This is a genomic window from Streptomyces sp. WAC04114 (assembly GCF_019733245.1).
GTDB classification, from domain to species: domain Bacteria; phylum Actinomycetota; class Actinomycetes; order Streptomycetales; family Streptomycetaceae; genus Streptomyces; species Streptomyces massasporeus_A.
In genome coordinates, this window is sequence record NZ_JAIGQA010000063.1 from 19950 (window position 1) to 37305 (window position 17356).

General features: G+C 66.6%; 19 protein-coding genes, 1 tRNA gene and 1 pseudogene. 16 read left to right on the forward strand and 5 right to left on the reverse strand.

Annotation, left to right across the window (positions count from 1 at the left end; translation table 11 throughout):
• Window positions 1–276: 276 nt before the first annotated feature.
• The 3 genes from K4G64_RS18535 to K4G64_RS18545 form a co-directional block, all read right to left on the reverse strand.
• A complete protein-coding gene (locus tag K4G64_RS18535) occupies window positions 277–2640 on the reverse strand; it encodes a hypothetical protein (RefSeq protein ID WP_221757129.1) in 2364 nt (787 codons plus the stop codon).
• A 166-nt stretch (window positions 2641–2806) separates the two neighbouring features.
• Complete coding sequence (locus tag K4G64_RS18540) at window positions 2807–4027, reverse strand: IS110 family transposase (protein ID WP_221757130.1); 1221 nt, start codon at window positions 4025–4027, stop codon at window positions 2807–2809.
• 520 nt (window positions 4028–4547) lie between these two features.
• On the reverse strand, window positions 4548–5645 hold the full coding sequence (locus K4G64_RS18545) for a DUF1152 domain-containing protein (RefSeq protein WP_221757131.1): 1098 nt from the start codon (window positions 5643–5645) through the stop codon (window positions 4548–4550).
• A gap of 144 nt (window positions 5646–5789) precedes the next feature.
• Between K4G64_RS18545 and K4G64_RS18550 the strand changes: the two genes are divergently transcribed.
• The 3 genes from K4G64_RS18550 to K4G64_RS18560 all read left to right on the forward strand — a co-directional run bounded on the left by K4G64_RS18550 (window position 5790) and on the right by K4G64_RS18560 (window position 8062).
• A complete protein-coding gene (locus tag K4G64_RS18550) occupies window positions 5790–6530 on the forward strand; it encodes a GntR family transcriptional regulator (RefSeq protein ID WP_221757132.1) in 741 nt (246 codons plus the stop codon).
• 276 nt (window positions 6531–6806) lie between these two features.
• Window positions 6807–7247 carry an ATP-binding protein gene (locus tag K4G64_RS18555; protein ID WP_221757133.1) on the forward strand — a complete coding sequence of 147 codons (441 nt, stop codon included), beginning with the start codon at window positions 6807–6809 and terminating at the stop codon, window positions 7245–7247.
• A gap of 86 nt (window positions 7248–7333) precedes the next feature.
• On the forward strand, window positions 7334–8062 hold the full coding sequence (locus tag K4G64_RS18560; protein ID WP_221757134.1) for a GntR family transcriptional regulator: 729 nt from the start codon (window positions 7334–7336) through the stop codon (window positions 8060–8062).
• Between the two features lie 14 nt (window positions 8063–8076).
• On the opposite strand, the gene K4G64_RS18565 is transcribed toward K4G64_RS18560, so the two are convergent.
• Complete coding sequence (locus tag K4G64_RS18565; RefSeq protein WP_221757135.1) at window positions 8077–8298, reverse strand: hypothetical protein; 222 nt, start codon at window positions 8296–8298, stop codon at window positions 8077–8079.
• A 362-nt stretch (window positions 8299–8660) separates the two neighbouring features.
• Between K4G64_RS18565 and K4G64_RS18570 the strand changes: the two genes are divergently transcribed.
• The 11 genes from K4G64_RS18570 (at window position 8661) to K4G64_RS18620 (ending at window position 15546) form a co-directional block, all read left to right on the forward strand.
• Window positions 8661–9011, forward strand: a complete 351-nt coding sequence (locus tag K4G64_RS18570; RefSeq protein WP_185013160.1) for a hypothetical protein — start codon at window positions 8661–8663, stop codon at window positions 9009–9011.
• Between the two features lie 5 nt (window positions 9012–9016).
• Entirely contained in the window at window positions 9017–10390 is a 1374-nt protein-coding gene (locus K4G64_RS18575; protein ID WP_221757136.1) for an FtsK/SpoIIIE domain-containing protein, read from the forward strand.
• Between the two features lie 80 nt (window positions 10391–10470).
• Entirely contained in the window at window positions 10471–11127 is a 657-nt protein-coding gene (locus K4G64_RS18580; RefSeq protein ID WP_221757145.1) for a DUF2637 domain-containing protein, read from the forward strand.
• Window positions 11128–11145: 18 nt separating this feature from the next.
• Window positions 11146–11337 (forward strand): hypothetical protein, encoded by a 192-nt coding sequence (locus K4G64_RS18585; RefSeq protein ID WP_030868215.1) that lies wholly within the window; start codon window positions 11146–11148, stop codon window positions 11335–11337.
• A complete protein-coding gene (locus tag K4G64_RS18590) occupies window positions 11337–11528 on the forward strand; it encodes a mobile element transfer protein (RefSeq protein ID WP_030868218.1) in 192 nt (63 codons plus the stop codon). Before K4G64_RS18585 ends, K4G64_RS18590 begins: the two co-directional genes overlap by 1 nt.
• Before the next feature lie 9 nt (window positions 11529–11537).
• Window positions 11538–11732 (forward strand): hypothetical protein, encoded by a 195-nt coding sequence (locus K4G64_RS18595; protein ID WP_221757137.1) that lies wholly within the window; start codon window positions 11538–11540, stop codon window positions 11730–11732.
• A 26-nt stretch (window positions 11733–11758) separates the two neighbouring features.
• Window positions 11759–12016, forward strand: a complete 258-nt coding sequence (locus K4G64_RS18600; protein ID WP_221757138.1) for a SpdD protein — start codon at window positions 11759–11761, stop codon at window positions 12014–12016.
• A gap of 130 nt (window positions 12017–12146) precedes the next feature.
• Entirely contained in the window at window positions 12147–13466 is a 1320-nt protein-coding gene (locus K4G64_RS18605; protein WP_221757139.1) for a replication initiator, read from the forward strand.
• Window positions 13442–13636 (forward strand): AlpA family transcriptional regulator, encoded by a 195-nt coding sequence (locus K4G64_RS18610; protein WP_030246378.1) that lies wholly within the window; start codon window positions 13442–13444, stop codon window positions 13634–13636. The genes K4G64_RS18605 and K4G64_RS18610 overlap by 25 nt, the downstream gene beginning before the upstream one ends.
• A complete protein-coding gene (locus tag K4G64_RS18615) occupies window positions 13633–15006 on the forward strand; it encodes a tyrosine-type recombinase/integrase (RefSeq protein WP_221757140.1) in 1374 nt (457 codons plus the stop codon). Before K4G64_RS18610 ends, K4G64_RS18615 begins: the two co-directional genes overlap by 4 nt.
• Window positions 15007–15249: 243 nt before the next feature.
• Window positions 15250–15546, forward strand: coding sequence for a GYD domain-containing protein (locus K4G64_RS18620; protein ID WP_221757141.1), 297 nt, complete (start codon window positions 15250–15252; stop codon window positions 15544–15546).
• 251 nt (window positions 15547–15797) lie between these two features.
• Here K4G64_RS18620 and K4G64_RS18625 read toward each other — a convergent pair.
• Window positions 15798–15869: transfer RNA gene (locus K4G64_RS18625), tRNA-Arg, on the reverse strand.
• Between the two features lie 59 nt (window positions 15870–15928).
• On the opposite strand from K4G64_RS18625, the gene K4G64_RS18630 reads away from it, so the two are divergent.
• Window positions 15929–16498, forward strand: coding sequence for a response regulator (locus tag K4G64_RS18630; protein ID WP_221757142.1), 570 nt, complete (start codon window positions 15929–15931; stop codon window positions 16496–16498).
• Between the two features lie 225 nt (window positions 16499–16723).
• A pseudogene (locus tag K4G64_RS18635) lies at window positions 16724–17356 on the forward strand (hypothetical protein); the annotation flags it as partial.

The following is a 17356-nucleotide window of genomic DNA, read 5'->3' on the forward strand; positions in this document are numbered from 1 at the left end:
ACCTTAGCCGACGACAGTCAGCCACGACGGCGGGTGCGCCGACCGACCACGCACGCGTATGCCTCGTTGGACCCCCACTGGCCTCAGCCACGCTGATGGCGCCGTCTACCAGAACAAGCTGTGGCGGCCTGCCCATGGCTACGCCAAAGCTCTCAAGTTGGGGTCTTGGTTGGACGCTGCCTGACGGGCAGAGCGGACGCGTAGCCTGGTGAGAGGCGGCGTTGTCCCCGGGTGGCCTAGCAGGTTCTAGGTCAGTTGCTTCAGAACAGTAGATAGCTACACCATGTCAGGTGGATTCAACAAATCTTCCGCTAGCCAATTTGCCCTCCCAATGTTGGCTTGGTCAATCATTGCCCTGACAAAGCGTTGCTCCCGCTCCTTGATTTCGTCCAAGCTGAGTGGATTCCATTCAAACGGGTCGCTATTGATGGCCCAAAGAGGCCGCCCGAGAAGCTTGTCGTAACTCAACACGACACGAGAGTATCCCTCAGTTGCTGAATACTCTGCAATCTCCTCGAACCCCTCGTCTGCATCCTTGCCATATTGGCAGGCGGCAACTACCGACCATGGGGATTTCAGGAGCGAGGTGAGGTGGTCAAGTTTTTCTATTTCTCTTTCCGTGAAACCCGAGAAGGTGCGCTTAACCTCGACCGGAATGAATTCTGCACGCTTCGTGAACAGTAGAACGTCCGCTTCACCTTCTAGCGCAACTTTCCCTTTTTCACGGGCCTCCATGCCGGGGTGAAGACCGATTAGCCTACCCCGTCTTCCAGCGTCAAGGAGGAGATAAAAGTACCGGGCGACCAGCAAGTGTCCCATCGCATCTTGCTCGTACACTCGCCGCAGGCGTTCAGACAGACGGTACCTGAATTCAACGTTGGTCCGATCCCCGAAAGGGGCAGGCATTTCACGTGCACAACCGCGACAGATAATGGGCGGCGCAAAACCCGCGACCGGTAGCCACTGCTTCGCGTCGCAGGCATCACACACCAACTGAAAGCCTTTTAGGATGAGGTGTGATCTTTCGGCCCACAGCAGCCAACTCTTGGTGGCTTTATCACTGTTTCCAAGTGACTTTTTGAACTCATTAAATGTCTTTTCTGGGAGTTCGTCTGTAGTGGGGCCGACTGACTTAAGAGGGTCGGCCTCCTGCCCGATATTGCGTAGGCGGTTTTTGTACCACCCAAACCCTTGACGCGCCGCCATCTCTTCCAGCATCTCAAGCAAGGGAGCATGTGCAAGATTGCCAAGCTCGCTGATGTCAGAGAGCCCGGCTAGAAGGACGCGGGCCGCGCGGCCAGGTTCTGACTCCTGAAGCTCAAACCCTCGCCTAGATGCCACTGTCCTGGCCATGAGCAAGCTGCTGGGCCATGAGAGGCTACGGGCCTCGGCCCGTTTGGGATGCGTGACACTCGCACTGTACGCGCCAGCAGAAAATACAGCGCTAAGCGCAGAAGCTCTTACGTCAGGCCCTTCAGGGAATGGGTTGTCGAGCACGTAAACATCCGCCTGCATGTTTGCCGTGCGAGAGATCACTCCGTGCGCAAAAATGCTACGATGAGCGTCGGCCGGCAGCGGAACGAACTGGGTGTTCCCTTTGTCCCAGACAAGTACCTCATGGTGCGAGAGGCTACCCGGATACCCCAGGTGCAGCATTTCCTGGTAACCGGCAATCCCGACTCTCGGAACATCTTCACCGATTAGCGTGTGAATTTCAGCCTTTGAAAGGCTGGCGCTGGTTACGTACAGGCTGTTAATCGGAAACCCATTTCGCGATATTCCAGGTTCACGCATCAGCTGGCGAAGGCGGTCGGGGGTGACCTCGTCGACCGGGATTCCGATTGGGAGTGGCGCGGAATCTCCATTGGCGCCGCGCAGATTCCACAGCAGCGCAATGTCGTGGATGTTATCAGGTGAACAAATTACAACGACGTTAGGTCCCGCATCCAACCGCGCATATCCGGGGTCAGGGAGGATGACGCTCGTTGTTCTGATGCCGGTACTGCCGGCGTTTCCATATCCAAGCCACAACATGGAAAGTTTTCGCGGGGAAATTGTCTGTCGTGAGTTCAAGCGTTGCAGTAGATCGCCGAATGATCCCTCAGTATTCACCCTATCAACTCGGATGAAGTCTCCGAATGTCAATTCAGGGATCAAGTTGTGAGAGTGCAGTAGTTCTGGATTCGGCTTTTCCGGCAAAAGACCGAGACATGCCGCGTAGATCATCCGCCATGGATCACCCGCCTCTAGCTCTACTACTTCAACAGGTCGATACTCGTCAACCTTTCCAGGTTCCAATAGAGTAAAAGCCAGCTGTGGGCCATGGGCTTGCGGTTCCCGGCGAGGTTCAACTTTCGCATCAGGTAGGTGAATCAGGTTGAACGGGTGCAGGCCTTCGATGCCGTCAATCGCCGAACCGGGGAGGATTCGAGCATAAATGTTGTCTACCCTCCCCCCGGATTTCATCGGAACTAGTGGTGCTACGGCGCCACCCCAGATCTGGCATTGATTTCGCATGGCGCTAAGGAATTCGTTCTGACTTAGCGGGGTCGTCAAAGGCACAGCAATACGTTGCGGACGGTAAGAAATACGAGCTTCGCTTGTTCCGTGCAGAGGCTCGTCATCGAGCAGGCCCCTCATAGCTCTCCCTCGAAACATGCGCTGGGTCAGGCTCCCAAAGCCTAACGTTGGCACCGCGCTTGCGCTGGCCCCACTGCGGGCCGCACTTGACGGCTGATGCACGCGCGGCATGGGCGCCGGCCGGGCTGGAGCGGGGCGGAGACAGACATCCGATGCGGTTGATCAGTCAAGCGGTGTGGGGGAAGGCTGTCTGCTCGTCGTAGGGGATGTGGTGGGTGAGGCAGTGGTGCAGGCAGCCGAGCATGCGGTTGAACAGGTTGCGTTGTGCTGCGACGTGTCGTTCTTCGGTTGCTCGGCGGCGGTCGTAGTGGGCTCGTGCTCCGGGGGATGCTGTGAGGGCGGCGAAGGCCCAGTTGTAGCCGGCTGAGGCGAGACGCTGATTCTTGATGTGCCTGGCCAGGACGGTTGTCTTGCGTCCGGAGGATCTGGTGATGGGGGCGGATCCGGCGTAGGCCTTGAGTGCTCGGGCGGTGGTGAAGCGGGTGTGGTCGTCGCCGAGTTCGGCCAGGACGCGGGCGCCGGTGAGGTGGCCGAGTCCGGGGAAGCTGGTGATGATTTCGGCGTCTTCGTGGGCGGTGAATGCGTCGACGACCGCGGACTCCAGCTCGTCGGCGCTGGTGCAGGCCGCATCGAACTGTCGCAGCAGGGCGAGGGCCTTGGTGCCCATCGCCTGTTCCACCAGGGGCGGTTGATGCATCTGGGGTTCGCGCAGTAGGCCGTGGAGGCGTTCGACCTCGCCGGTGATCTCCCGCTGTCGTCCGGCCTTCTTCAGAATCGCTCGCAGTTGGGGGCGGGTGAGTTGGGCGGCTTGGGTCGGGGTGGGGGCCGCGGCGAGCAGGGTGCGGGTGACGGGTGAGGCGAGGCCTTCGCGGAAGTGCTTGAAGACGGTGAGGAAGCCGGGGAAGTATTCGCGCAGGTGGGAGCGGAGTCGGTTGCCGGTCTGGACGCGGTCCCAGACGGCGTCCTGCTGGGCTCGGGCCAGGATGGTGATGGCCTGGGCGAGGTGGCTGTCCGCGGGCAGGGGCCGGTGCTCGGCCGGGTCGGTGCGCAGGATGTGGGCCAGGACTTTGGCGTCGAGGTGGTCGGACTTCTTGCGGCTGAGTGCATAGCGGTCGCGGTAGCGGGCGGCCGTGAGTGGGTTGATCACGTAGATGGGTCTGCCGGTGGCGCGTAAGCAGGCGACCAGGAGTCCGTGAGAGGTCTCGATGGCGACCGGGATCGGAGTCGCTGGGCTGTCGCCGTGCCGGGCCAGCAGCTGCAGGAGCTGGCTGAGGCCTTCTGGGGTGTCGTCGATGCGGAGCTTCGCGAGGAGGGTGCCGGCCTCGTCGAGCAGTGCGATGTCGTGGTAGTCGGTGGCCCAGTCGATGCCGCAGAACACGCTGGTCATGGTGGTATCCCTGGGGTGGGTGCCGGTGGTGTGAGGTCGTCGCCGTGGCGGGGTTGCGCGTCTCCCTAATGGCAGGGCTCAAGGGCCCGTCATCCGATTAGCCGTTCGCAATCCCAGCGGCCGCCAGGGGCCTCGGTCAGCTGCGGAACTGAGGCGTTCGCCGAGCGGTGAGAGGTGTTCCCTGGCAGCGGCTTGGACCACGAGAAGCAACGATGCCGCTGATTGTGTGCGAGCGGGGGTGGCGGGGCCGGTCCGCGCGGGACGAAGGCATGAGCGCGGACCGGCCCCGCCACCCCCGGGCGCTGCTGTACTGGGCAAGCAGACACGTGGGGCCGACTCTGTCTTGAGAGGTCACGCCTCAGGAGCGCCTACGGATCACCACATGCCCACCCGCCCAGTAGCGCTCGGCCATGAGAAATCGCCCAGCGTCTTACCGCACCATTAGGAGCGCAGGCCCGGCCGGGGGCCGGGCCGCGCGCGGGGAGCGGAGCGAGCCGCCTTGAACCCGTGAAGAAGGTTGTTACTCAGTAGTGGCCGTGATGCGCCACAAGGGAGCGTCGTACTGCTGCGGACGGCTGTTGATGAGCAGTTGGCGCAGGTCCTCGCGCAGGGAGCCGTTGAGGTTCAGGGCCTCAGTGATGCGGCGGAACGTCGTGTGGGTGACTCCGCGGCTGCGGGCCTCGGCTTCGAACTGGTCGAGCTGAGCCAGTACGGCCTCTGGGTCGAGCTGTACCGGTGGATGGTCCTTGAGCCATGCGGCCTTGTTGCGCTCGTAGTCGATTTCCGAGTAGCCGCAGATTTCGCGGCTGTGTGCCTCGACCTCGTCCAGGTTGGCGGTCGTCAGGATGGCTCGGGCCAACTGGTTGCGGGTCAGTGCCTCGTCCAGGTCGACCTCATGGACCGTCGGTCCCTCGTCGGTGAGGGGGACCGGGAGGCCGGCGTCTCGCATTTCGCAAGTGCCGCGTACGCCTCGGGCTGTCGCCGCGAGCATCCCGGTTGCCTCGGAGGGATGCCACTCCAGGACCGAGCTGATCGGTTCGACGTCCTTCGCTGTGAGGGTGTGGATTCGCGGACCGAGCATGCCGCGCAGTTCGTCGAGAGGGAGTTCGCCATCGAGGGCGGGGCCCGCCACCAACAGGCGGACGGGAGCGTTCACCTGGCAGCACGCGGCGAGTGTGACGGCGTCGGCAAGTGGGCTCTTCAGCGTTGGCTCGTCGCCGCGGGCGAGGATGTCGCCACCCACGTCCAGGAGGTCGATTGACTCTGGTGACAAATGGTCCACCAGCTCTTCGAGTTGGCGGGTGACGCCCTCGACCCCGTCGCGCGGATCGATCAGCGCGAACGTGTGCCCGAGCGCTGCTGCAAGTCGGGGGAGAGTCGAGCCTGCTGGAGCGATCGGACGGGCCTCGGCTGGCACTGCCCAGACTGCTGAGGCGAGGGGCAGGAGACCGGTGAAGTTGTCTGGTCCTCGGGGGCCCGGTACTGGGTCGACCAAGAGGCGGTCCCACGCGTAGGTGAGGATCACCGCCTGGTCCTGGTCGCCGTAGAGGGCGGCGTGAATCATTGCGGCGGCGACTGCGTCGCCCCCTCCTCCTGCTGCGACGATCAACCGCGTCATGCGTCTCAGCCTACGGGGTGAAGGGTTGACCACTCACCCTATAGTGGCTAGAGGCCATAGCCACTTGTATCGAGAAGCAGGCCTCAGCTCGGTAGCGGGGTGCCCGACTACTCGCCTGGGGCTCGCCTTGGGTGAGGAGGACTGATGCCGCAGATCGAGGAGGCTCAGCCGAAGTATCTCCAGATCGCGCACTACATCCGTGATCAGATTCTTCGGGGTGACCTGCGACCGGGTGACGAGGTGCCGTCCGAACGGCAGTTGGCGGCGGACTGGAAGGTGTCCCGGCCCACGGCCGCACGGTCGTTGGAGGCGCTGAGCCATCAAGGGCTCGTCGAGAAGCGTCAAGGGTCGGGCACGTACGTGCGCAGCCTCGAAGTCAACCGGCGGGCCCGTGAGTTGTACGGGCGGGCTCGGCAGACCGGGAAGATCTACACACCGGGCGAGTACGCCGTGATCACCTCTGCCGGTTGGCTGGAGGCGCCGGACCATGTGGCTGAAGCGCTGGGCCTGGTCAAGGACCGTCGGGCGGTGCACCGGCGGCGGGTGACCAATAACCAGGACGGGCCGATCACGCTCTCCACCTCGTGGTTCGCTCCGGATGTCGGTCAGCGTGCGCCGAAGCTCCTGGAGCCGGAGCGGATCCAAGAGGGGACGCTGCTGTACGTCGAGAACATGACCGGACGGCAGGGGAGTTACGCGGAAGACCGCATGTGTGCGCGTGCGGCGACTGAGGAAGAGGCCGAGGACCTTCAACTTGCCGCCGGCTCTGCCGTGCTGATTGTGCACCACGTCGTCTTCGACCTCCAGGACCGGCCGTTGGAGTTCGCTGAGGCCACCTACCCGCCGCATCGCTGGGCGTTCGAGCAGGGCTACCCCCTCACCTGAGGGGGCCAGTTGCGGCGAATCGCTTGCGTGGACTAAGTGGCTAACGCCACTATCCAGCAAGTGGCTAAGGCCACTTCACTGGGAGGAGGCGCGGTGTGACGAGTCAGCGGCCGGATCAGGGCACGCACTTACCTTGCCGGGGTTGCCGGGGGCGCGGCTGGAAGCGTGTCGGCTCACGAACGACCCTGGCGCTTGCCACTGCCGCCGATCGCACCCGTGCCACATCAAAGCGGCGCTGCCTCGACTGCGACGGTAGCGGCAGGAAGTGAGCACCTGATGGCCTACATGATCGACCGCTACCCGTCTGAGGAATCACCGCGTCTCGGTGCGATGACCTTGCACCCTGTCGCTGAGTCTGTGCCGCGGGCTCGGCGCTGGTTCCGCAAGTTCATCGCCCCGTACAACCCGGCCTGCTCCGTCGACGACTGTGCGCTCATGATCTCGGAGCTGGTGACCAATGCCATCGCTTACGGCCGGTCGGACGAACCCTGGCTCGTATGGGTCGAGTGGTTCCGTGAGGGGACCTCGCTCCGCGTCGACGTGCACAACCCCGGCTTTCCGGCGAACGTGCGGCTGAGGCACCCCGACGCCGACGACGCCCATGGGCGTGGACTGCTCCTGGTCGATTCGCTGGCCGACTCGTGGCACGCCGCACCGAGCCGCTTCGGCGGAACCGTCGTCTCCTTCGTGGTGGCCGATGCCTGGCCCGGAAGGTAATAGTTCGCTCCGCTTCTCCATTGACAATCGAAGATTCGCTAGTCTGGTTGACCAGTTGACTTGGCCAATACCGACAGGCGGCGTTCATGGCGTATGAAGTGGAGCCACCGAAGTACGTGCGCCTCGCACAGACGATCCAGCGTCGCATCGAGGACGGCACGTACCCGCCTGGCACTCGGGTGCCCAGCGAGAACCAGTTGGTGCAGTCCTTCGGCATGTCCCGCCCCACCGTCGTGCGGGCGCTGGAACTGCTGAAGCGTGATGGCTGGCTGGAGTCCCGACAGGGGTACGGCACGATCGTTCGAGACCGGCCGGAAATGGTCGAGCAGAAGGACAGGCGGGGGCGAGAGGCTCTGCAGCGCGATGAGTCCCAGACCTCGGGACGCCTCGTGGAAGTCGCTGAAGTCGTTGTCCCGGCGCGAGTCGCCTCAGCGCTCGGCTTGCCGAAGAAGGCCAAAGTTCTCATGCGTCGCTTCCTCGTTCAGGAGGAAGGCGAAGCAGTTGAGTTGGTCTCGTCGTACTTCCCCGCCGGCCTGGTGGAGGACACTGAGCTGGCGAGCGCTGAAGTCCTTGCCGGCAGTGTGCGCGAGCACCTGGAAGCGACGAAGAAGATCCGCTTCGACCATGTCACGGAACGGGTCTCAGCTCGGCTCCCCGAGACAGGTGAAGCCGACCTCTTGGGCCTGCCGGACGGCGTGCCCGTGCTGAGCGTCCTAGTCATCGCGTGCGACGCGTCAGGGCAGGCGTTGCAGGTTTCTGACGTGCTGCTTCCTGCTGACCGACAGGAACTTGAAGACACTTACCGCCTCGGCTGACGGGTGAACGGGCCTCAGCTCCGAGGTTGGCGGCTGGCAAGCCGGTAGATCACGTATGTCAGGGCCAGGATGAAGCCCGCGGCCACCCAAAGCCCGATCACCAAGCCAACCCCGATCGTGGTGCCGACGTCGTTCGCGTCGTTGCACAGGTCTAGGTCGTCTCCCGTCAGGCCGCGGCATTCTTCGGGCGTGCCGCTGGCGCCAGTGGCGCCCGCTATGACCCAGGCCAGGAACAAGAGCTGCACTGCGAGGAAGACCCATAGGAAGACTCGGTGCCGCCTTCTCGGCGGGGGCGCCGTACTGCCCTGCCCTGGAGGCTGAGTTGGGGGTGAGCCTTGGGGCGGTTCCGGCCAGGTGCCCGGCGGCGGTGCTGCCCCTTGCGGAGTGCGAGGGCCCCATGACTGCGGTTCTGGAGCGCGGTCCTTCTTGCTCATGTCACGCCCTCCCTTGCTGCTGACTCCATGGTGCGCTGGGGGCTCCAAGGTCGCTCGCTGACCATCGCAATGTCGCTTGACAAGTCAACCTGGCAACCGTAGCTTCGAACTTGCTAAGTCAACTTGTCAGGTGGCGAGTTGATTGATCGAGAAGGGGAATCTCTGTGCGTGTAATCCGTATTGACGCCTCGGCCGCCACCATCCTGCTCACCGAAGCGCCGGCGCCGAAGGTGCGCGACCGGCAGACCGGTGAGATCGCCAAGGACGCCGTGAGTGGTGAGGCGCTGATGACGGTCGGCGTCGTCTACGTCGACGAGGGCGAGTCGTCGCTGATCAAGGTCACCGTCCCCGAGAGCGGTGTGACGGACGGCCTGACCGTCGGGGCCCCGGTCTCGCTGCCGGGGCTCATCGCCCGGCCGTGGGAGAGCGTGTTCAACGGGCAGCAGCGGCATGGCATCGCCTACCGGGCGACCGCCGTTACTCCTGGCGCCTTCCCGATGGAGCAGGCGGGCTGATCGTTGTGACCGACCTGGTGACGTGGGCCGAGCTGGGCGGGTCGCTCGCTGCGATAGGCGGCGCGGCCTACGCCCGGCATGCCCATCCGGCGGCGTACTGGTCCACAGTCGGGCTGCCCGTTTCGGTGGCCCGGCTCCTGGCCTCGTACACCTCCACCATGGACGCGTGCGGCCTGACGGTCGAGCCGCCCCGGTGGCAAGCCCTGGCCGTCAAGGCCACGACTCGCCGTGAGGTCCGGCCGGTGCCTCCTCGCCGGGGCGTGATCCGGCCCACCTCGACCGGTCTGCGGCTCCGGCTGCGGCTGGCTCCGGGCCAGGAACCGGCGGACGTGGCGGCCTCGGCCGAACGGCTCCGGCACGCCTGGGGTGTTCACGCCGTGTATGTGCGGGACGTCAAGCCCGGTGTCGTGGAACTGCGGCTCGTCGGCTTCGACGTCCTGCGGAAGGTGCGGATGCCCCGTCGGACCGACGACGGTCCGCTCCGCGTGCCAGTGGCTCTGCGGGAGGACGCAACCGCCTTCGTACGGGACTACCGGGCCGTACCCCACGAACTCGTGCTCGGCGCCACGCTGTCCGGCAAGTCCATGTTCCTGCGGAACCTGCTGGCCGGTCTTGCCGCTCAGCCGGTGGTCTTGGTCGGGATCGACTGCAAGCGCGGGGTGGAGTTGGCGCCGTTCGCTCCCCGGCTATCGGCGCTGGCGACCGACCCGGAGCAGGCGGCCGAGCTGCTGCCCGTGCTCGTCAAGGAAATGGAGGACCGATACGACCTGATCAAAGCGCGGCAGGGCATCGCACCTGGCACCCCGGATGAGCTGATCACCTCGGACGTCTGGGGCTTGCCGGAGGACGAACGCCCGGCTCCCATCGTGCTGTTCGTCGACGAAGTGGCAGAACTCTTCCTCGTCGCCACGAGGAAGGAGGAAGAGCGACGGGACGAGATGGTCACCCAGCTCATCCGGCTCGCCCAGCTCGGCCGCGCGGCCGGCATCTACCTGGAGGTCTGCGGGCAGCGCTTCGGGGCCGAATTGGGCAAGGGAGCGACCATGCTCCGGGCACAGCTCACTGGCCGGGTCTGCCATCGGGTGAACGACGAAGCGTCCGCGAAGATGGCGCTCGGTGACATCGCCCCTGAGGCTGTCCTGGCCTCCTGCGCCATCGCTGCCGAGTTGCCCGGCCTCGCCGTCGTCGGCGACACGTCCGGCGGCTGGTCCCGCATCCGCACCCCTCACCTGTCCCTCCCCGACGCTGCGGCCACCTGCCGCGAGACGGCACACCTCGCCCCGGACGTTCCGGCGCTGGCGCCGTTCCGGCCCTACGCCCCTCCCGTCCCAGTGAAGGGGTCCGGTCCTCTGTCCACTCCTCGGCCGATCACCGAGTGACCGACCCGCTCCCACGGTCGGCGCGGCCGTCCCGCGCCAAGTCCCTACCCCACCCATGCCCGGAACTGGAAGGAGTGGCCGTGCGTGCCCTGCCTGTCCGTGTGGACGCCGTGCTCGTGCAAGCGGTGATCGCCGCCGCGCTGTCCTTCGCTCATCTGCATGACCTGGCGCTCGCTGCTGGACAGGACGGCTGGAAGGCGTGGGCCTATCCGGTCTCCGTCGACCTGCTGTTGGTCGCGGCCTGGGGGCGCCTGCGCTCCGGTGAGGCGAAAGCAGCCGGGTGGTGCTGGTTCTTCGTCGCGCTGACAGCGTCCCTCGGCGCCAACGTCGCCACCGCAGGTCTGCTCGACCTGGAGAACGTACCCGCGTGGCTCCGTATCCTCGTCGCCGGCTGGCCCGCGGTCGCCTTCCTCGGCGGCACGCTGCTCGCTCACGGAGCAGTGAATCCCAGCGGGGATCGGGCGACGGCACCGGAACCGCCTTCGACAGCACAGGCGCCGGAACCGACCGCCGCAGATGTCGAGCCGCTCACGGCAGCGCCCGAACTGCCTGCCGCCGCGCCGGAGTCAGCTTCATTTCCTCCTTCCTCGGTACCGCCCGCGCTCGTCACTCTCGCCCGGAAGGTCGCCAATGAACATCGCGCCCGGACCGGAACCGACATCGACACCTCGACCCTTCGCGCCCGGCTCGGTGTGCCCATGCCGCTCGCCGAAGCCATCACCACCCAACTCACCTGACCCGGAGGAATCTCCCCCTTGCGCCCGTCCACGCTCCGCGCGCTGAAGCGCGCCGCCGAGCTGACCCGACAGAACCGTCTGACCGAAGCCGTGCTGATCGCCGAACCGGTCATCCTCGCCGCCGACAGCTACGAGGGCGACGAGATCTTGCGCTGGCTGGCCGACCACGTCACCGACTTCACCGGCGAGACCGACAAGGAGATCCCCTGATGTCCGCCAACCGCCGCTTCCGCCGCGTCGTCCGCATCGGCCCCGTCCAGGTCGCCACCTACTACGACGGCCGGGGCCGCGAGAAGCACACCGCCGCCTGCACCGCTCCGCGCTGCGGCTTCTCCACCGACTACGACAGCCGCGCCGCCGCCGAGCTGGCCGCGCGCACCCACCGCTGCCGCGTCCGCTGAGGAGCTCCCGTGTCCGTCTCGCTGCCGCTCGTCTTCGTCCTGGGCGTCATCGCCTGGGCCGCGATCAAGTTCCTCGGCATCCGCCTCTGGGTCGCCGTCGTGATCGCGCTGTTCGGCTTCTGGCTCTCGCACACCATCCTCGCCCCGGCCATCGAGTCCGGCACCCGCTCCGGAGTCGACGTCGTCAACGGCACCCACGAATGACACCCCGACCGACAAGGAGTCCCGCGATGTTCCGCCCCAAGCTGCCCGACACCCCGCACGTCCCGAGCATCACCACCCACATCCCGCAGGACCACGCCCCGGCTCCCTCCGCCGGCCGCTCCGTCGCCCCGTTCGTCGGGGTCGGCGCCGGTGCGGTCGCCGCCGTAGTGGTCATCGGCGTCGTCCTCACCGCGCTCCTGGCGGCGGTCGCCGTCTCGGCCGTGTCCGTGGCCATCGCCGCCGTGGTCCTGCGCTCCCTCGTCACCGGCGCGAGCAAGCGCTGACCAGCCGCCGGGGCGGCAAACGCCGCCAAGCATCCCGCCGCCCCGGGGCCGTCCCTCCCAACCGCCGAAACAGCCGAAAGGAAGACCCATCATCACCCGGCAGACTCCGCCCCCGCTGGCGGAACTCTCCATGCTGGCCTCCCTCGGCACCATGCCCGAGCTGGCCCACCAACTCTCCGGCCTGGGCGGCTGCACGAACCCCGTGCGCCTCGACGGCCACCGAACCGAGTACGCGGTCGACCGGACGACCGGAGAGATCGGGCGCGTCCTCCACCACCTCGACTCGTCCTCCCTGCCCACCGGAAGTCTCCTCGTCCGCTGCAACAACCGTCGTGCCACCCGCTGCACGGCCTGCGCGGAGGTCTACCGCCGAGACACCTTTCACCTGATCACCGCCGGACTCCGCGGCGGCAAGGGCACCGCCGAACAGGTCGGCACACACCCGCGCGTCTTCGCCACCCTCACCGCACCGAGCTTCGGCCCGGTCCACAACCGCCCCTCCAGCGGACGGCCCTGCCGCTGCGGTGCCCGGCACGACGACACAGACCCGGTCCTCGGTACGCCCCTCGACCCCGACGGGTACGACTACGAAGCGGCTGTCCTCTGGAACGCCCACGCAGGCGCCCTCTGGCGGCGCTTCTCCATCTACCTGCGCCGTGAGATCGCCAAGCGCGCCGGACTCACCCAACGCGCGTTTCCGCATCACGCACGCGTCTCCTTCGCCAAGGTCGCCGAGTATCAGAGGCGGGGCGCCGTCCACTTCCACGCGGTCATCCGCCTCGACGGCCCGGAGGGCGGCGACACGGCCCCTCCGGCCTGGGCGTCCGCCGAGCTGCTGACCGACGCCATCCAGGCCGCTGTCACCACCACACGCGTCAACGGACCGGACGTCGACGGCCGCGCCCACACCTTCACCTTCGGCCGCCAACTCGACGTACGCACCATCCGCTCCGCCGACTTCGACGGCGGCCAGGAGCTCACCGAACGGGCCGTAGCGGCGTACATCGCCAAGTACGCCACCAAAGGCGCCGAGACAGCGACCGGCACCCTGGACCGGCCGATCCGCTTCCTCGCCGAGTTGGCACAGGCCCGGATCACCGACCACGCCCGCCGCATGATCCGGACGGCCTGGACCCTCGGCGCCCGCAAGCACCTTGAACACCTCCGCCTGCGCGCCTGGGCCCACATGCTCGGCTTCCGCGGCCACTTCTCCACCAAGTCCCGCCGCTACTCCACCACCCTCGGCGCCCTCCGCGACGCCCGCGGGGAATGGCGCCGCGCCCAAGCCGCCACGGCCGCTCCCCAGGACGGCGAAACCACGCTCGTCCTCGCGCACTGGGTCTTCGCCGGAACCGGCCTGAGCAACGGCGAGGCCTGGCTCGCTGCGTCCCTCGAACCCGCCCCCGGAACGGAAGGAGAACCGACATGGACGCCCGTCGCGACGAGCTGATGACCGTTCGCCAAGTCCTGGATGAGCTGGGCGGTGTCTCCCGGCGGACGTTCTACCGCTGGCGAGAACTGGGGTACGGGCCGGCCGCATTCAAGCTGCCTAACGGAGAGCTGCGGGTTTGGCGGAGTGACTTCAACACGTGGCTGCGACAGCTGGAGGAGGCGGCGTGAAGTCTCTCGACGTAAAGGTCTGGGGCGTCCGCAAGCGGGACACCAAGACGCCCTCGTACGGTGTCCGCTGGTCTGTCGCAGGCGGTGTGTTTTCGGAGTCCTTCCGCACCAAGGCGCTCGCCGACCACTACCGCACCAAGCTCATGCGTGCCATGCGCGACGGCGAGGAGTTCGACACGGAGTCGGGACTTCCGGCCTCAATGGAAGAGAAGAAGTCGACCGTGTCGTGGTACGCCTTCGCTCTCAGGTACCTCGCCATGAAATGGCCTCATGCTGCCCCCAACACAAGGGACGGCATCAACGAAGCCCTCAGCAGCGTGACGCTGGAACTCCTTGACGAGCGCGCCGGACGACCATCCGACGAGGAAATCCGCAGGGCATTACGCAACTGGGCCTTTGTGCTGCCGGGGCCCGATGACCGGGAAGTCCCGGACGATGTGCGGAACGTTCTCCATTGGGTGTCCAAGGCGTCCCGGCCGCTCGCCGACCTGGCTGAACCGGCCAAGGCTCGTGCGGTGCTCGACTCGCTAAAGCTCAAGCTCGACGGTACGGCAGCGGCGGCGGAGACCGTGCGGCGTAAGCGGCGGACACTTGTCAACGCCGCGAACTATGCCGTCGACCTGGGGGAGCTGCGGGAGAACCCCATCACGGCTGTCCGCTGGCAGAAGCCGAAGGTGTCCAACCAGGTCGACCCGCGGGTTGTCGCCAACCCGGAGCAGGCACGGAATCTCCTGGCGGCGGTTTCCTACGTGGGCGGGTACCGGCGTGCTCGTGGTCGTCGCCTCGTGGGTCTGTTCGCTGCCATGTACTTCGGTGGCCTGCGGCCGGCGGAAGCGGTGGGCCTCGTCGAGACGGACCTGAAGCTTCCCAAGCAGGGCTGGGGCTCGGCGCTGCTCCACCGGACCCGTCCGTCCGTTGGCAAGCAGTGGACCGACTCAAGGGAGACCCATGACGACCGCGGGCTGAAGAACCGGCCGACCGAGGACGTGAGGCGGGTGCCGATCCCGCCTCACCTCGTAGCCGTGCTCCGCGAGCACCTGGCCACCTTCGGCACGGCGGACGACGGACGGCTCTTCTTCAGCGAGAAGGGCTCGGTCGTCCCGTCCTCGACCTACTACCGCGTGTGGCAGGAAGCTCGCCTCCTCGCGCTTCCACCAGCCGTCGCGGCCTCGCCGCTCGCGAGTCGGCCGTACGACCTCCGGCACTCGGCGCTGTCGACGTGGCTCAACGCCGGTGTCGACCCCACCGAGGTGGCCGAGCGCGCCGGCAACAGCGTGGAAGTTTTGCTGACCCGCTACGCCAAGTGCCTCGACGGACGGCAAGACGTCGCCAACCGGCGTATTGAGGATCTGTTGCGCGAGTACGAGTGATCGCAGACGACGGTAGCCCCGATGCCCCCGGACTTGTTCCGGGGGCATCGGCATGCCTTGGCCGAGAGGGGCGTTCCTTTCCTCAGGAATTCCGCGCCGGTGGCTCCGGGGTGTATGTCGGGCCGGGCCATGAAGTAAGGCCGGCTTCCATCACTCGTTCAGAGGCGCCTCTCATGCGCATTACGCGCATGATGCCCAGAGTTGACCAGGACTAGGTGCGTCTACTTACAGGGGTAAAGGATCATGCCGACGTTTGTTGCGCTGCTGAACTGGACCGACCAGGGAGTCCGCGGCTACAAGGACACCCCGCAACGCGCCGAAGCCTTCACGGCAGCGGCTCAGAAGCTCGGGGTGAAGGTCCTGAACCTCTTCTGGACCGTCGGCCCGTACGACATCGTGGCTGTCGTGGAGGCGCCCGACGACGAGACTGCCACCGCAGTGCTCCTACAGGTCGGCGCGTTGGGCAACGTCCGTAGCACGACCTTGCGAGCCTTCGGCCGGGAGGAGATGGACCGCGTCATCGCCAAAGCCGCCGGCTGACGGACTTCCCCGTCGAGGTTCTGTTGGTACGAGTGACACGCTCAAGGCGGTACCCCCATAGGCCCCTGGACCTGTCCGGGGCCTATGGGGGTACCGGGCATGACCTGCGCTTACGTCCCAAGATCCCGTCCACGCCTCGTCCACAGCCCCAGACATACGCCCGCTCCGAGCGGCATAGGCCTGCACATACGCGAAGACCCCGGCCTCAGCGTTTCCGCTGGTGACGGGGTCTTTAGGCACCTCATACAGGGTGCCCCCGGCAGGATTCGAACCTGCGCACACGGCTCCGGAGGCCGTTGCTCTATCCCCTGAGCTACGGGGGCGTGTTCGTCGCGTTGCTCGCGGCGACGGGTAGAACACTACCAGCTCCCTCGGTGTGGTCATGAACGGGTTTCCGCTGTCGGGGACGGGCATCGTGAGTCGCTCGTGCGGGGTGGAAGTGGGGAAAACCCGGACGCGATGGCCGGGGTCGACCTACTCTCGAGTTGTGCCAGGCGTGTCGGGCCGGGTGCTTGTTGTGGACGACAACAAGGTCATCCGGCAGTTGATCAGGGTCAACCTCGAGCTGGAGGGGCTGGAGGTCGTGACCGCGGCCGATGGTGCCGAGTGTCTTGATGTCGTTCATCAGGTGCGGCCCGATGTGGTGACCCTCGACGTCGTCATGCCGCGGCTGGACGGGCTCAGGACCGCCGCCCGGCTACGGGCCGATCCTCGTACCCGCGACATGCCCCTCGCCATCGTCAGCGCCTGCGGTCATCCCGAGATCGAGGCCGGGCTCGAAGTGGGCATCGACGCCTTCCTCTCCAAACCCTTCGAGCCGGCCGAACTGGTGCAGATGGTGCGCCAGTTGGTCGAGCGGGCTCGGGGTGGGGGCCGGGAGGGCAGCGGCGGTCCCGAGGCCGGCGGCGGTGGCGCCCCGGTGAAGGAAGTGGATCAACCCGCCGTGCCGTAGCCGTAGCCGTAGCTGTAACACCGCGCCGTGGCCGTAGGACGCCCTGCCGGAGCCGTACGACGTCGTAGCCGTAGCCGTAGCCGCAGCGGAGTAGCCCGACCCTCGCGTCGGCCCTTCGGCATGCATGCCCTCATAGAGATGCCCCCTCCCCCTCCCCCGTCCACATCCCGGACCGCACCGAAACCGGCTCGCATACCCACCCCCTTCCTCCCATACGCTTGTCCCGTGACCCCCGTCGAGCTCTCCCGCACCGTGCTGCACGCCGTGCGTCGCGCTGTCGACGAGGGCGAGCTCAGCGTGACCGTGCCGGAGCGGGCCGTGGTCACTCCGCCGGGGCCCGGCGGGTGTGGTGACTACGCCACGAACGTCGCCCTCCAGCTGGCCGCCGCCGCAGGGCAGCCGCCGCAGCATGTCGCCGAGATCCTGCGCACCCGGCTCCTCGACGAACAGCGGTTCACCGACGTCGTCGTCACCGGGCCCGGCTTCCTCAACTTCAGCCTGCGCGGCACCGCCTCCGCCGACCTCGTCGAGGAGGTCCTGCGGCGCGGGCCTCGCTACGGGCACGCGACGACCGGGTTCAGCGGGAACGCCGTGCTCCTCTCGTGCCCCGCCGAGGTGCGTGCCGTCGTAATCGCGGACGTCGTGAGCCGGGTGCTGCGCAGCCAGGGCCACTACGTCCGGGTCGAGTGCGAGGGCCGGCCCATCCCGGAGTGGCAGTCCGGGCTCGGGGCCGACCTCACCACCCGGGAGCCGCGCACCGCCGGCACGGACGCCCGCACCCCCGACACGAACGCCCGCACCGCCGGCACGGACGCCCGCACCCCCGACACGAACGCCCGCACCCCCCACACGCACCTC